Annotated in this window: 15 protein-coding genes and 1 riboswitch; of the genes, 7 read left to right on the plus strand and 8 right to left on the minus strand. The window is 62.0% G+C overall.

Annotated features, from left to right (window positions below; translation table 11 throughout):
• The 6 genes from uraH (at nt 1) to MWU53_RS10835 (ending at nt 4,205) form a co-directional block, all read left to right on the plus strand.
• Nucleotides 1-354 (plus strand): hydroxyisourate hydrolase, encoded by a 354-nt coding sequence (gene uraH, locus MWU53_RS10810; protein ID WP_247093191.1) that lies wholly within the window; start codon nt 1-3, stop codon nt 352-354.
• Between the two features lie 103 nt (nt 355-457).
• Nucleotides 458-670, plus strand: a riboswitch (cobalamin riboswitch).
• A 118-nt stretch (nt 671-788) separates the two neighbouring features.
• Nucleotides 789-1,574, plus strand: coding sequence for a DUF4198 domain-containing protein (locus tag MWU53_RS10815; RefSeq protein WP_247093193.1), 786 nt, complete (start codon nt 789-791; stop codon nt 1,572-1,574).
• Nucleotides 1,575-1,584: 10 nt separating this feature from the next.
• On the plus strand, nt 1,585-2,202 hold the full coding sequence (gene cbiM / locus MWU53_RS10820; RefSeq protein ID WP_247093195.1) for a cobalt transporter CbiM: 618 nt from the start codon (nt 1,585-1,587) through the stop codon (nt 2,200-2,202).
• A complete protein-coding gene (locus tag MWU53_RS10825; RefSeq protein WP_247093197.1) occupies nt 2,199-2,783 on the plus strand; it encodes a cobalt ABC transporter permease in 585 nt (194 codons plus the stop codon). The genes cbiM and MWU53_RS10825 overlap by 4 nt, the downstream gene beginning before the upstream one ends.
• Nucleotides 2,780-3,568 carry a cobalt ECF transporter T component CbiQ gene (gene cbiQ, locus MWU53_RS10830; RefSeq protein WP_247093199.1) on the plus strand — a complete coding sequence of 263 codons (789 nt, stop codon included), beginning with the start codon at nt 2,780-2,782 and terminating at the stop codon, nt 3,566-3,568. Before MWU53_RS10825 ends, cbiQ begins: the two co-directional genes overlap by 4 nt.
• The gene (locus MWU53_RS10835) at nt 3,555-4,205 is read left to right on the plus strand and encodes an ABC transporter ATP-binding protein (protein WP_247093202.1); all 651 of its coding nucleotides are present in this window, start codon (nt 3,555-3,557) and stop codon (nt 4,203-4,205) included. Before cbiQ ends, MWU53_RS10835 begins: the two co-directional genes overlap by 14 nt.
• Here MWU53_RS10835 and MWU53_RS10840 read toward each other — a convergent pair.
• The 4 genes from MWU53_RS10840 to MWU53_RS10855 are packed head-to-tail and all read right to left on the minus strand — an operon-like array spanning nt 4,202 to nt 8,406.
• The gene (locus tag MWU53_RS10840; protein WP_247093204.1) at nt 4,202-4,834 is read right to left on the minus strand and encodes an ATP-binding cassette domain-containing protein; all 633 of its coding nucleotides are present in this window, start codon (nt 4,832-4,834) and stop codon (nt 4,202-4,204) included. The two genes, MWU53_RS10835 and MWU53_RS10840, sit on opposite strands and share 4 nt — an antisense overlap.
• On the minus strand, nt 4,827-6,521 hold the full coding sequence (locus MWU53_RS10845; RefSeq protein ID WP_247093206.1) for an ABC transporter permease subunit: 1,695 nt from the start codon (nt 6,519-6,521) through the stop codon (nt 4,827-4,829). Before MWU53_RS10845 ends, MWU53_RS10840 begins: the two co-directional genes overlap by 8 nt.
• A 44-nt stretch (nt 6,522-6,565) precedes the next feature.
• Nucleotides 6,566-7,774 (minus strand): ABC transporter substrate-binding protein, encoded by a 1,209-nt coding sequence (locus MWU53_RS10850; RefSeq protein WP_247093208.1) that lies wholly within the window; start codon nt 7,772-7,774, stop codon nt 6,566-6,568.
• The gene (locus MWU53_RS10855) at nt 7,771-8,406 is read right to left on the minus strand and encodes a CDP-alcohol phosphatidyltransferase family protein (protein WP_247093210.1); all 636 of its coding nucleotides are present in this window, start codon (nt 8,404-8,406) and stop codon (nt 7,771-7,773) included. Before MWU53_RS10855 ends, MWU53_RS10850 begins: the two co-directional genes overlap by 4 nt.
• Before the next feature lie 208 nt (nt 8,407-8,614).
• Between MWU53_RS10855 and MWU53_RS10860 the strand changes: the two genes are divergently transcribed.
• Nucleotides 8,615-9,604, plus strand: coding sequence for a glyceraldehyde 3-phosphate dehydrogenase NAD-binding domain-containing protein (locus tag MWU53_RS10860; protein WP_247093212.1), 990 nt, complete (start codon nt 8,615-8,617; stop codon nt 9,602-9,604).
• 171 nt (nt 9,605-9,775) lie between these two features.
• Here the strand turns inward: MWU53_RS10860 and MWU53_RS10865 are convergent, their stop codons facing one another.
• From MWU53_RS10865 to MWU53_RS10880, 4 genes are all read right to left on the minus strand, one after another.
• On the minus strand, nt 9,776-11,242 hold the full coding sequence (locus MWU53_RS10865) for a protein adenylyltransferase SelO (RefSeq protein WP_247093214.1): 1,467 nt from the start codon (nt 11,240-11,242) through the stop codon (nt 9,776-9,778).
• Nucleotides 11,243-11,250: 8 nt separating this feature from the next.
• Entirely contained in the window at nt 11,251-11,754 is a 504-nt protein-coding gene (msrA, locus tag MWU53_RS10870; protein WP_247093216.1) for a peptide-methionine (S)-S-oxide reductase MsrA, read from the minus strand.
• Nucleotides 11,751-12,197 (minus strand): peptide-methionine (R)-S-oxide reductase MsrB, encoded by a 447-nt coding sequence (gene msrB / locus MWU53_RS10875; RefSeq protein ID WP_247093218.1) that lies wholly within the window; start codon nt 12,195-12,197, stop codon nt 11,751-11,753. Before msrB ends, msrA begins: the two co-directional genes overlap by 4 nt.
• A gap of 362 nt (nt 12,198-12,559) precedes the next feature.
• A complete protein-coding gene (locus tag MWU53_RS10880) occupies nt 12,560-13,798 on the minus strand; it encodes an FAD-binding oxidoreductase (protein WP_247093220.1) in 1,239 nt (412 codons plus the stop codon).

A 13,798-nucleotide genomic window follows, 5' to 3' on the forward strand; every position in this document is an offset into this window, starting at 1 on the left:
ATGACCGGATATCTGACCACCCACGTTCTGGACACGGCGCGTGGCTGCCCCGCGCCGGGCTTGCGCATTGACCTTTACCGGATCGAAGGCGAAGTGCGAGCGCTGTTGAAAACCCTTGTGACGAATGACGATGGGCGGACAGATGAACAGATCCTGCCTGCGGAAGAGTTCGAGGTCGGAACCTATGAGTTGGTCTTCCACGCGGGCGACTATCTGCGGGCCTCTGGTCAAGATGGCGCAAGCCCGCTTTTCCTTGATGTGATCCCAATCCGCTTTGGCATGACCGAACAGGCGCACTATCACGTGCCACTTTTACTGTCGCCCTACGGGTACTCGACTTATCGCGGAAGTTAATTCCGTTTCAAAACAAAACCTTGAAGTTTTTGCGACTTTTCCCGCCGCGTATGCGACCCATCGCCACCCGCGCTTTCGCTTGACTCGTCCCCGCCTGTTCTGACATTCAAGGCCAGCGATCGGTTTCGCGTGTGCAGAAGCACCGCGGAAGTAATAGGGAACCCGGTGAGGTGTAGCCAACAGGCGCCAAATCCAGGACTGCCCCCGCAACTGTGAGCGGCGAGCGAAGCTGAACATGCCACTGGGTCCGCCCCGGGAAGGCCAGCCAAGCAAAGACCCGCAAGTCAGGAGACCTGCCGGACGCTGGGCAAATGCCCATTTCCACCGGACGCCGGGGTGAGCGTCTGGCCCGGCGGTCCAAAGACCCTCCCGTGCCAATACCCCGTTCGTTCATTCTGATTGCAGGGCAACCTGCGACGTCGAATGAGGACGACATGAAAAAGACTGTTCTGGCCGCTGCACTGGCCACTTTAATTCCCGTTGGCGCGCAGGCGCATTTCCTGCTGCAACACACCGATGAGGTGCTGATCGACAGGCCCGGCGATGTGCCGGTTGGCTTGATCTTCTGGCACCCGATGGAGAACGGGCACGCCATGGATATGGACGCTCCGCAAGAGTTCTTCATGATCCACAATGGCGAAAAGACCGACCTGATGGATCGCGTGGCGCCTGCCATGTTCAAGGGCATGAGCAATGAAGCTGCGGCTTTCACCGCCTCCGTTCCGGTCAAGCGCTCGGGCGACTATGTGGTCGTGACCGTGCCTGCGCCGTATTACGAGGAAAGCGAAGGCATCTACATCCAGCAGATCACCAAGTCGGTTCTGAACCGCAACACGCTGCCCACCGATTGGGATCAGCCCGTTGGCCTGCCGACCGAGATCCTGCCGCTGAACAAACCCTATAACGTCGTCGTTGGCTCGACCTTCTCGGGCGTGGTTCTGTCCGAAGGCAAGCCCGTCGCGGGCGCCGAGATCGAGATCGAATACATGGCCTCCGAGCCCGATCTTACCGTGTTTGCAGCCACCGAAAGCACAGTCAGCCCGATGCCCGGCGGCACCATCGTGGCCCTGACCGACGCAAACGGCGTCTTCACCTTCGGCATTCCGAAAGCGGGCAATTGGGGCTTTGCGGCCTTGGGGTCGGGCCCGGCAACCGAACACAACGGCAAAGAGCTGAGCCAAGACGCGGTTCTGTGGATCAACGCCTCCGAGCTGAAATAGGGAACGCGCGATGCACATTGTAGATGGAGCCCTGTCAAATCCCGTGCTGATCGGCGGCGCGGTGTTGGCTGTGGGCGGGATCGCGATGGGCCTGAAGAAACTGCCTCTGGAACGTATTCCAGCGGCAGGTGTGCTGTCTGCCAGCTTCTTCGTGGCCTCGCTGATCCATGTGCCCATTGGCCCAAGCTCGGTCCACCTGATCCTGAACGGATTGGCGGGGCTGGTTCTGGGCTGGGCGGCATTCCCGGCGCTGTTTGTCGGGCTCTTGTTGCAGGCCGTGTTCTTTGGCTTCGGCGGGTTGACTGTGCTGGGCGTGAATGCGGTGAATATTGCGGGTCCGGCCGTTTTGGCCGGGCTGATCTTCGGGCGCCTCGTATCGCGTGGTGGCCCCATGCAGGGCGCGATCTGGGGTGGTCTTGGTGGCGGTTTTGCCATCGCTGCGACGACGCTGGCCGTTGCGTTCTCGCTGGCTTTGTCGGGGGACGAATTCGTGCCCGCTGCCAAGCTGGTCTTCGTGGCGCATATCCCCGTTATCGTGATCGAAGCGCTTTTGTCCGGGGCCGCCATCTTCCTGGCCCGTCGCGTGAAGCCCGAGCTTTTCGCAGGCTCGAAAGGGGGCTGGACATGATCCGATCCCTTATCCTGATCGCCGCCTTGGCGGCGCCGATGCCAGCGCTGGCCCATAACGTAATCTCGTCGGTCTTCCCGTCCGGGTCTGACATCGAAGGCGAGGTGGGCTTTTCCAGCGGCGACATGGCTACCGATCTGCTGATCGAGGTCTTCGACGATGCTGGCAACAAGCTGGGTGAGACGGTGACCGATGCGGACGGGTTTTTCCTCTACACCCCCACGCAACCCATCACCCATATCTTCCGTGGTGATCTGGGCGCAGGCCACGTGGCCGAGGTCATGATGCCCGCGTCCGAGGTTGCCGCGCTGATGGGTCGGGAGGCTGCGGCGTCGACGGCTTCGGCTTCCGTCGGAACCCCAACGGCGCCTACGGCGGCTCTAGCTGGCCTGTCCGATCAGGCACGCGCCGAGCTTGCGACCATGATCCGGACCGAGCTGCGCCCCCTGCGGCAGGAAATCAGCGCCTATAAGAACAAGAACAATCTGCAGACCATTTTGGGCGGGCTGGGCTATATCGCGGGCCTGTTCGGCCTTGGCTTCTACATCGCGGCACGCCGCAAGATGGAGGGCGGCAAATGACCTATGTCCTGACCGGCGAAGACAAGCCGCTTACAGGCTTTGGAGCGCTTCGCGCGGCGGTGTCCTCGCTTGATCCGCGGATGCGGATTGTGATGACTGTGATCTATGCCGTGACCGTGGTTGCGCTGGACGATCTGCGGGTTCTGTCCGGCGCGTTGGTCCTGTCGATGTGGCTTCTGGCGATCTCGGGTCTGCCGTTTCAGAAGACGCTGAAGCGCATGGCGATGATGGATGGGTTCATCATCTTCACCCTGATCCTTTTGCCCTTCACCATGCCCGGCACGCCGATGTTTTCGGTGTTCGGATTTGACGCCACGTGGGAGGGCCTGTGGCGCGCGACCGAGATTGCGCTGACCGCGAACGCCGTCATTCTGGCGGTGATGACGCTGGTCGGATCAATGGAGCCGGTGACGATGGGTCACGCCCTTTTCGCGCTAAAAACGCCCGAGCGGCTGGTGCATCTGATGATGTTCACGATCCGCTATATCGACGTCCTGCGCGAGGAATATCTGCGTCTTCGCACCTCGATGAAACTGCGCGGGTTCCGGCCCGGCACCAACTGGCACACCTATCGCAGCTATGGCTATTTGGTGGGCATGATGCTGGTGCGCGCGATCGAGCGGTCCGAGCGTATTCTGGCGGCGATGAAGTGCCGGGGGTTCTGTGGTCGGATCGTGCTGTTGGAAGAGTTCCGTCTGACCCGGACGGACCTAATGTTTGCAGGCGCGATGGTGCTTGCGCTGACTGCCCTGATCTGGGCCGAGGTCGCTTATGCCGCTGCTTGAAATCAATGACATCCATTTCGCCTATCCGGGGCTTGAGCCGGTGTTGGACGGGGCATCCATGCGGATGGACCCGGGCGAGCGGCTGTCGATTGTCGGGCCGAATGGCGCGGGCAAGTCAACGCTATTGAAGCTCATCATGGGGCTGTTGCAGCCGGATGCGGGCACCATCACCGCCTTCAGCAAACCCCGCGCCGAGGAAGCGGATTTCCACGAAGTGCGCCGCCGTATCGGTTTTGTCTTTCAGGATGCCGACGACCAGCTGTTCTGCCCCACCGTGGCCGAGGACGTGGCCTTTGGTCCCCTGAACCTTGGCAAGTCGAAGGACGAAGCGCTGGCCATCGTTGATCAGGTGCTGACCCGCCTTGGCCTGATGCATCTGCGTGACCGGATCACGCACAAGCTGTCGGGTGGCGAAAAACGTTTGGTGACGCTGGCGACCGTGCTGGCGATGGAGCCCGAAGTGCTGATCTTGGACGAGCCTACCAACGCGCTGGACCCGGACAACTATGCCCGCTTGACCGAGATCCTGAAAGGGTTGGATCAGGCGATCCTTCTGGTCAGCCACGCCCCCGATTTCCGGGCCGAGATCGCGCCCGAGGGGTACCGGTTGGAAAATCGAAAACTGGTGCGGATCTAACCCAGACGCACGACCTCGCCCCCAGCCGCATCCGCATCTTCCTGATCATGGGTGACCATCAGAACGGGCAGAGCGCGGGCGTTGGCGTGGTCAAACACCAGCGCGCGCACCTGTTCGCGCAGGGCGGCATCAAGGCCGGAAAAGGGCTCGTCCAGCAACAGCGCCTTTGGCTCGGACAGAAGCATCCGCATCAGCGCCACCCGTGCACGTTGCCCGCCGGACAGGGTTTCGGGGTCGCGATCGGCAAAGCCCTCCAACCCCACTTCGGCCAGAGCCGTATCAATCTGCGTGCGGCGTTCCGCGCGGGTGCCACCTTGGGCAAGCCCGAAGGCCAGATTGGCCCCAACGCTGAGATGCGGGAACAAAAGCGCGTCTTGGAACAGGATCCCGACACACCGATCCTCGGGCGGCAAGGGCAGTAGGTCGCGGCCTTTCAAACGGACATGGCCGTGTAGCGCGAACGCCGGGGGCAGGGTGCCAATGATCGCGGACAGTAGCGTGGATTTCCCCACGCCGCTGGGCCCCATGATGGTCAGCACCGATCCGGGCGCGACATGTGTGTCGATCTCGATCAGTTTGGCGCCGTCTTTCAGGATGCAGACATGATCCAGATGCAATCCGTTAGCCATTCAAAAGCCCCTTTCGGTTGCGCCATACCAAAGCGGGCAGCGCCAAGGCCAGCGCGAAGGGCAGCATCGCGGCGGCAGTTTGCATCAGGCCGAAGACGCCAATGGCGCGGCGATCTCCGCCCGAGGCGAGCGCGACGGCCTCGGTCGTCAGGGTCTCGACCCGGCCTCCTCCCGCCAGCAGCGTCGGCAGGTATTGCCCGACAGACACGGCAACGCCCACAGCAGTGGCGGTCAGCAGCGGGGCCAGCAGCATCGGCAGGCGCACACGCCACAGGATCTGGTTCGGCGTGGCCCCTAGCGCTTTGGCAACGGTGGCTTGGCGTCTGTCCCATGCGCTCCACGGGCCTTCCAGCGACAGGCGCAGATAAGGCAGGACAAAGACCAGATGCGCCAGAATGACGGGCAAGCGCCCCATACCCAACCCAAGGTTCAAAAGCAGCGTTTGCAACCCCGGTAGGAACGCCGTCTGCGGTAGGATCAGCGGAAGATAGATCAACCACATGCCCCGCTGGGTCAGGCGCAGGCCGTAGCGTTCCTCGGTCTCCAGACAGCCGATGGTCAGGATCATCCCGATGACGACCGAGACGCCAGCGATCAGCGCGGTCTCGCCCAACGCGTCCAGACTGCCGGTGCGGTGGCGCATCCAGCTGCGGAACGTGAACTGGTCGGGCAGAAGGTCAGGGAAGCTCCAGAACCCGGCGAAGGACCAGATGATCAGGCCGAGGAAGCCCAGAAGCAGGGACAGGGAAACGGTAGTGCCAAGGGCGAAGCCCGCGACGCGCAGTGGTGTGTCGCTGCGACCACGCCGTCCAGTCTGAATAAGGCGGCAGGCAAGGCGGGCGATCAGGTGCTCTCCCAGAAACCACAGGCCGACGCCCGCGACCACCAGCACCAGCTGCCACAGCGCGGCCGCGGCGGCGAGCAGGCGGAAGCCGATGTCAGGGTCCGACATCCAGCGCACGATCTGCACCGATAGCGTGGGCGGCGTCGACGGGCCAAGGATCACCGCCACATCCACCACCGACATGGCCCATGTCAGGACCACAAGGACGGGAAGGCGGATGTGGGCGTAGAGCGCCGGGAAGATGGCGACCATCCACGCCTTGATGCGGCCGTAGCCCATGCTCTGGCTTAACGCCATTCGGCGGCGGCCGTCGATCTGACCAAGGGCGGCGATGGACATGAGCAGCAGGAACGGCACCTCTTTCACCACCATGCCTGCGATGAGGCTTAGCCCCCACGGGTCGTTCAGGATCAAAAGGTCCGGTGGGCGCTCCCATCCGGTCAGCCACGGCGAAAACAGCCGTGCAATCCAGCCCGAGGGGGCGATTAGAAAGGCCAGTCCGAAAGCGGCGGCGGCGTGGGGGACCGAGAGGAAGGGGGACAGCAGGCGTTCGAGCACGCGAAACCCGCGTGTGCCGGTCCAGCCTGCGAGGATCAGCGCCGTGATGGCCAAGGACAACAGCGCTGAAACAATGCCGGTGACCAGCGAAAGCCGGGAGGCATCTGACAGGCCGGGCCACTCCCAAAGCGCGCGGAAAGGATCGAGTGAGGGGCCGGTATGTCCACCCGCTGGAAAGTGCCCAAAGGCGGGCAGAAGCGTTCCCCACAGCCCTGCCACCAGCGGCCCCAGCAGAAACAGGACCGTCAGCAATGGAAACAGGGGAAGGCGGGGGAAGCGGATCATGTTCGGATACTGCCCCGCGCGCAGGACGCGGGGCAATCAAGAGTTTACTGAACGCCGTAGCGCGACTGCCAATCTTCGGCGATGCGGGTCATCCAGCTGGGGTGCGGTTCATCCTGCACGCGGCCAAGTTGGGCGGGCGTCAGTGTGGCGATGCCCAGATCCAGCGCGTCAAATCGGGCGCGGTCTTCGTCGGACAGCACGGCCATGTTCAGAACCGTGCCATAGCCCAGCACGTTCGGGTCTTGGGCGTTGGCCTGTGCCTCGGGCGACATCAGGAAGTCCGCCAGCACCATCGCGCCCGCTTTCGACCCCGAGTTATAGGGAATCGCCACGAAGGACGCGTTGCCGATTGTGCCTTTGTCCAAGACGAAGGTGCGTACGGTGTCCGGCAACTCGTAGTTTGCAATCGCGGTCGAGGCGGCGCTGGGGCTGAAGGACACGGCCATGTCCAGCTCTCCGTCATTGATCAGCTGGATCTGGCGGGTGCCGTTGGGCGGATAGGCACGGCCCTCGCGCCAGAGGGTGGGGGTCAGCTCTTCCAGATAGGCCCAGAGCGGGGCGGTGACATCGGCGTAGTTTTCGTCCGACACGGGCGCGGCCAGAACCGAGGGGTCGTCCAGCAACTCGACCAGCATTTGCTTCAGGAAGGTTGTGCCCAAGAAATCGGGCGGCTGCGGATAGGTAAAGCGACCGGGATGGGCTTTGGCCCATTCCAAAATCGCGGCGGCCGAGGGCAGCGGCTTTGCGATATCAGCCGTGTCGTACATGAACACAACCTGCGCCATGGCCCATGGGGCTTCAAAGCCTTCGACAGGAACGGTGAAGTCGGTGCGGACGGTCTTGCCCTCGGCATCCACGAATTGCCAGTTCGGCAGGTCCTCGGCGAACGGGCCGAACAGCAATCCGTTGTCCTTCATCGAGGCAAAATTCGCCCCGTTAATCCAGATCATGTCGATCGCGCCGTCATCATCTTGACCAGCCTGCTTTTCCGACAACACGCGGGTCACGGCGTCGGCGGTGTCGGTCAGTTTTACATGCTCCAGCGTCACGCCATAGCGCGCTTCGATCTGGTCGCCTGCCCATTCGATGAACGCGTTCGTGGTGGGTGAACCGCCCCATGCGTTCCAATAGACGGTCTGGCCTTTGGCTTCGTTCAGCACGGCATCCCAATTCGAGGGATCAGGATCAGCAAAGCTGGCCGTGGGCAGAAGGGTCGACGCCAAAAGGCTGGCGGCAAGAGCAAGGTGTTTCATTTGGTCTCCTGTTGATCGGAAAGTGTGGGGCCAAAGGCCTGATACGCACCCCAGACACGCAGAATGGCGGTGGCGAAGCAGGCGATGGCAAAGAGCCATGCCAGAGGCATGAAGAAACGGGGGGCAAGGCAGAGGATGACGAAGAACAGGATCGTCTCGGTGCCCTCAAGGATGCCATTGGAATAGTAGAGCGACTTGACGCCCTGCGCGCGGGTATCGAGCCCCTTCTTCGCAGCAAGGATCGCATAGCCCAGAAAGCTGGCGCCGTTGACATAGAAGCTTAGCAGCAGGACTGCGCCGGCAATGCCATTTGTGGCGGGGTCGTACAGTATGAACGCCATGGGAATGGCGCCGTAAAAGGCAAAGTCGGCGGTGATATCCAGATAGCCACCGAAATCGGTGCGCGTGCTGGCGCGGGCGATTGCTCCGTCCAGCCCGTCAGCGACGCGCGAGGCCAAGACCAGCCACAATGCCAGCGTGAACTGCCCGAACACGATGCTGATCGCGGCCAGCAGGCCAAGCCCCAGCCCCACCAGAGTCACCGCATTGGCGCCGACGCCCGCGCGCGCCAAAAGGCCGCCCACGCGATCCAGCGGCGGATCAATCAGTTTCCGTGCATAAGCGTCCAGCATGACGCGCCCTTTCCCATCGCCGATCTATTGCGGCGTTTCTTGGTATCTGGACCAAATCTGCCCCTCGCGTCCATGCGACATACGAAAACGTGAGCATTCGTCATAGTTCTGTTGCCGTCGCGGCCCTAGAACGCGTTTTGATCATAAGGGTTGAACCTTCCGCGCATTTCCCCTTCTGTGGCACGGAAACACGCGCGAGGGATCAACGATGTCACAGAAGATTCGCATCGGATTGAACGGATTTGGCCGCATTGGCCGATCCATTCTGCGTATCTTGGCGCAGGATCACGGCCCGTTCGAGGTGGCGTTCATCAACGATATCGAAAGCTTGGACACCTGCGCCTACCTGTTCAAATATGACAGCGTATTCGGCCCCTTCCCGGGCGAGGTTTCGACCGGCGATCAGGCGCTTGTGATCAATGGGCAGAGCATTCCCTTCTATGACAAGCCCGACATTAGCACGATGGACCTATCTGACGTGGATGTGGTGATGGAATGCACCGGCATGGCGGGCAAACGCGCCGTGGCGGAACGTGGTCTGGCGGCAGGCGCGCGCAATGTCCTGATCTCGGGTCCGTCATCCGAGGCAGATGTGACCGTCGTGCTGGGCGCGAATGAGGATCAGTTGGCCGGTCATCGGATTGTCTCGAATGCGTCCTGCACCACCAATGCGCTAGCCCCGCTGCTGAAGCTGCTTGATGACCGCTTGGGCGTGATCGGCGGTCATATGACCACCGTGCACTGCTATACCGGCAGCCAACCCACCGTCGACAAACCCCGCGCCAATGCGGCGCGGTCGCGTGCTGCGGCGCTGTCGATGGTGCCGACCACGACCAGCGCGCACAAGCTGGTGGGCGACGTACTGCCCCAACTGGCCGGCAAGGTCGAGGCGCGCGCGATCCGTGTGCCCACTGCATCCGTATCCTGTATCGACCTGACCGTCCGCGTCCGCGACGAGGTCACCGAGGCCGAGGCCCGCGCGATCTTGCAAGAGGGCGCCACCGGCAAAGTGCTGGGCTGGACAGAAGAGCCTCTGGTCTCGTCCGATCTGCGGATGCGGCCGGAAAGCATTGTCATTTCCGGGCCTGAAACTTCAGTCTCCGAGGGAGGGTTGCTGCGTGTCTTCGGCTGGTATGACAACGAGTGGGGTTTCTCGCACCGGATGCTGGATGTCGCCCGTTTGATGGCGCGCAGCTAAAGCCCCTTTCGCATTCACATGCGGGTGGTTCTGCGGGTTCACCGGCAAGAAGACGAGCTGGTTGAATTGCCCCGGCAACATCCCTGATACAGGTCCGTTCTGCCGCTAGGAAAGCACGGTGGAGCGATTGGGAATGGTCTGCTGAAGGTGGAAAACTGCCAATCTGTCGGCCTATGTCCCGCAATAGGTCGTGTAGGGCCCGAACCCGTCCGGGGCGGGCAGGGCAAAGGCCTCGGCGTTCGAACGCTCTTTAAAAGGAGCGCTGAGAATTTCCAACATCCGATCAAACGGCTCCAAGTCGCCGTTGGACGCGGCACTTAGGGCTTCCTCGACCTTGTGATTGCGCGGGATGTAGATGGGGTTCACCGCATCCATCGCCGCCGCGCGGGCATCGATTACGCCGTCATGCTCTAGACGGTGCTGATAGCGGGCGATCCAATCCTTGGTCCCCTCGGCGGTCACGAGCCCGTTCAGCGCCTCTGTATCCCCATCCGCCACACGCGACAGCGCGCGGAAGGTGCGGGTGTAGTCGCTGCCGGCCTCTTGCATCAGGCTGTGCAGATCGTTCGCCAGATCCAAATCCTCGTCCCGCGCGGTGAGCAGCCCCAGCTTTCGGCGCATGCCCTCCAGCCAATGCTGTTGGTACAGCGCAGGGAATTCTTCCAGCACCTCCATCAGCTGCGCGATGGCCGCGTCTTGGTCATCCGGGTTGATCAGCAAGACCAGCGTTTCGGCAAGCCGCGCAAGATTCCATTGTGCAAGATTGGGTTGGTTCCCGAAGGCATAGCGCCCCTGCCGGTCGATGGACGAAAACACCGCTTCCGGGCTGTAGGCGTCGATGAAGGCGCAGGGGCCGTAATCAATCGTCTCGCCCGAAATGGTCATGTTGTCGGTGTTCATCACCCCGTGGACAAAGCCCACATGGACCCATTGCGCAATCATCGCGGCCTGACGGGCCTGCACCTGCCGGAACAGTTCCAGATAGCGGTTTTCGGCACTTTCAACCTCTGGATAATGCCGCGCAATGGCGTAGTCCGCCAGTTGCTTCACGCGCCCATGGTCGCCCCGCGCCGCAAAGAATTGGAACGTGCCGACCCGTAGGTGAGACGCCGCGACCCGCGCCAACACCGCGCCCTGCTCGGGCCCATTGTTACGCAGCACCGTTTCGCCCGTGGTCGAGGCCGCAAGCGCGCGGGTGGTGGGGATGCCAAGGGCGTGCATCGCCTCGCCCATCAGGTATTCGCGCAGCACGGGGCCAAGCACGGCCTTCCCGTCACCGCCACGCGAAAACGGCGTCTTGCCCGAGCCTTTCAGATGCAGGTCACGGCGCCTGCCGTAGGTGTCGATCAGCTCGCCAATCAACAGCGCGCGGCCATCGCCCAGTTGCGGCGAGAACCCCCCGAACTGATGGCCCGCATAGGCCATCGCGACCGAACTGCCACCGTCGGGAATGCGCATGCCGACCAATTCCTCGGCGCCCTCGCGGGTTACAAGGTGATCGGCGTCCAGCCCAAGCTCGTCCGCCAAGGTGCGGTTCAGGCGCAAGACCTTTGGGTCGGGGACTTGCGCCCCCTTCCAATCGACGTAGAAGCCAGAAAGATCGCGGACGAAGCTGTTGTCAAACTCTGCTTGTGACATACGCGGTCTTATTCCGCTGCGCGCTTGGGCAGAACCCAATCGGGGCGGGCGAAGTGGCAGGTATAGCCATTCGGCAGACGCTCCAGATAATCCTGATGTTCAGGCTCGGCGTCCCAGAAATCGCCTGCGGGTTTCACTTCAGTGACGACCTTTCCCGGCCACAGCCCGCTGGCATCAACATCTGCGATGGTGTCCAGCGCGGTCGCCTTTTGCTCGTCCGACAAATAGTAGATGCCCGAGCGATAGCTGGTGCCAAGGTCATTGCCCTGACGGTTCACCGTGGTCGGATCGTGGATCTGAAAGAAGAACTCCAACAGCGTACGATAGCTGATCTGGGCCGGATCAAACCAGATCTCGATCCCTTCAGCATGGGTGCCATGATTGCGATAAGTGGCGTTGGGAACGTCCCCGCCCGTGTATCCCACGCGGGTTTTCGTCACGCCGGGCATCTTGCGGATCAAATCCTGCATGCCCCAGAAGCAGCCACCGGCCAGAATTGCGCGTTCAGTCATTGGTTTCCCTCCACAAGGTCAAGATAGTCGCCATAGCCTTCGGCTTCCATCTGGTCTTTCGGCACAAAGCGCAGCGAGGCCGAGTTGATGCAATAGCGCAGCCCGCCCATTTCACGCGGGCCGTCGGGGAACACGTGCCCCAGATGGCTGTCACCATGCGTGGATCGGACCTCGACCCGTTCCATTCCGAAAGTGCTGTCGCGGTGTTCGGTCACATGCGCCGTTTCAATGGGTGTCGAAAACGCGGGCCAGCCACAGCCAGAATTGAACTTGGACGAGGACGAGAACAACGGCTCGCCGGATACGACATCCACATAGATGCCCGGTTCATAATGCTTGTCATACTTGCCCGTGAACGCCCGCTCGGTCCCGTTTTGTTGGGTCACCCGGTATTCTTCCGGGGTCAGGCGTTCAATGGCGTCTTGGGTTTTTTGATAGCGCATGCGGTCCTCCTTCGGTGTGAGCCAAGGATATGGGGTGTGGGGCGCAAATTGGAAGCGCTATGCGGCGCACGTTGGCGTGAGCGCTCTGTAACGAATGGCAGGGTCAGGCCCCACTAATTCTGCACCGCTGGCGCGCGAACGGCAATAGAGCTGTGGTTTTGATCGCGCCGGGATTGGCGGGGTCATTTCCAAGCGATCAAGGCCGCTGCTCTGCAGCGGTTCACGCGTCCGCAGGATTTGACTGATTTTGCCTCTGATCTGCGTCACATGTCCTTGAAATAGAACCACTATTCCGGCGAACATGTTCCTTGTCAGCGACAAAATCAGTCAAACCAGCGGTGCAGAATTAGTGGGGCCTGACCCTAAAACCGCGTCGGTGCGAAGGGGGCAAGGTCCAGCCCCGGCGTTGCGCCGAGGGCCAAATCGGCAACCAGTTCCGCCGTGCCTGCCGATTGCGTCAGGCCCAAGTGGCCATGACCAAAGGCATAGAGCACCCTTGGATCCTTGGGCGAGGCGCCGATGACGGGCAGGGTATCCGGCAGCGACGGGCGGTATCCCATCCACTGCGTGCCGCCTTCTGTATTCAGCCCCGGCATAAACGCTTTTGCTTTCTTCAACAGGGCATCCGCGCGTTTGTAGTTCGGGGGCAGGGTCAGCCCGCCCAGTTCCACCGCGCCACCAATCCGCACGCCGCCATTGATCACAGAGGCAACGAAGCCGTGCTGGCTGAAGGTCAGATGGGTGCGTAGATCGAACGCGCCGGGGGGCAGGGTGGTGTTGTAACCGCGCTCGGTTTCTAGCGGGATCTTGTCACCTAGATGGCGCGCCAGATGGTGCGACCACGCACCCGCCGCGATGATCAGTTTCGAGGTCTCGATCGGCCCGTCATCCGTGTCGATCCGCACCCCGGTTTCGGTGGGCAGGATGTTACTTACCGAGGCAATCTGGATCTCGCCGCCCGCGTCACGCAGCGCTTGCGCCACGGTTTCGGTCCACAGCTTCGGGTCCACGGTGTTGAACCAGTTGGGGGTAAACGCCCCGTGGGTGAAACGCGGATGCAGGCCTGGCTGATATTCGGCAATCGCCTCGGGGCTGGTCAGGTGGATGGCGTCAAAGCCGTGCTGTTTCTTCAACTCCCACGCGGGCAGGGTCGCGCGATAGGCTTTCTCGCCCTCATACAGCGCCATCTGGCCTTTGCGTTGGATCAGGTCTTCGCGCTTGATATGCGCCACCTGTCGTTCAAAGGCTGCCTTGGCCACATGCATCAACTCGGACTGTGCCTTCATGGACCCTTCGTACCGGTCGCGCCAGCTGGCGCGCCACAGCCGGAGCATCCAAGGCGCGATCTGCACCGCATAGGCGGGCGGAACCGACAGTGGCCCGAGTGGGTCCAGCAGCCATTGGGGCGCTTGCTTCATGATGCCGGGTTTGGCCAGCGGCTCGACTTCCTGAAAGGCAAACGCCCCCGCATTCCCGGCCGAGGTCTCGCCCGCGACGCCTTTGCGGTCCAGAACGCGAACCTTCTGACCACGGCGGGCCAGTTCCAGCCCGATGCTGACGCCGATGATACCGGCACCGATGATTGTGATTTCGTTAGACAT

Source organism: Aliiroseovarius sp. S1123, from assembly GCF_023015885.1.
Lineage (GTDB): Bacteria > Pseudomonadota > Alphaproteobacteria > Rhodobacterales > Rhodobacteraceae > Aliiroseovarius.

Coding starts and splice junctions, on each gene's coding strand:
- uraH (WP_247093191.1), top strand. CDS start 1: ATGACCGGATATCTGACCACCCACGTTCTGGACACGGCGCGTGGCTGC.
- MWU53_RS10815 (WP_247093193.1), top strand. CDS start 789: ATGAAAAAGACTGTTCTGGCCGCTGCACTGGCCACTTTAATTCCCGTT.
- cbiM (WP_247093195.1), top strand. CDS start 1,585: ATGCACATTGTAGATGGAGCCCTGTCAAATCCCGTGCTGATCGGCGGC.
- MWU53_RS10825 (WP_247093197.1), top strand. CDS start 2,199: ATGATCCGATCCCTTATCCTGATCGCCGCCTTGGCGGCGCCGATGCCA.
- cbiQ (WP_247093199.1), top strand. CDS start 2,780: ATGACCTATGTCCTGACCGGCGAAGACAAGCCGCTTACAGGCTTTGGA.
- MWU53_RS10835 (WP_247093202.1), top strand. CDS start 3,555: ATGCCGCTGCTTGAAATCAATGACATCCATTTCGCCTATCCGGGGCTT.
- MWU53_RS10840 (WP_247093204.1), bottom strand. CDS start 4,834: ATGGCTAACGGATTGCATCTGGATCATGTCTGCATCCTGAAAGACGGC.
- MWU53_RS10845 (WP_247093206.1), bottom strand. CDS start 6,521: ATGATCCGCTTCCCCCGCCTTCCCCTGTTTCCATTGCTGACGGTCCTG.
- MWU53_RS10850 (WP_247093208.1), bottom strand. CDS start 7,774: ATGAAACACCTTGCTCTTGCCGCCAGCCTTTTGGCGTCGACCCTTCTG.
- MWU53_RS10855 (WP_247093210.1), bottom strand. CDS start 8,406: ATGCTGGACGCTTATGCACGGAAACTGATTGATCCGCCGCTGGATCGC.
- MWU53_RS10860 (WP_247093212.1), top strand. CDS start 8,615: ATGTCACAGAAGATTCGCATCGGATTGAACGGATTTGGCCGCATTGGC.
- MWU53_RS10865 (WP_247093214.1), bottom strand. CDS start 11,242: ATGTCACAAGCAGAGTTTGACAACAGCTTCGTCCGCGATCTTTCTGGC.
- msrA (WP_247093216.1), bottom strand. CDS start 11,754: ATGACTGAACGCGCAATTCTGGCCGGTGGCTGCTTCTGGGGCATGCAG.
- msrB (WP_247093218.1), bottom strand. CDS start 12,197: ATGCGCTATCAAAAAACCCAAGACGCCATTGAACGCCTGACCCCGGAA.
- MWU53_RS10880 (WP_247093220.1), bottom strand. CDS start 13,798: ATGTCTAACGAAATCACAATCATCGGTGCCGGTATCATCGGCGTCAGC.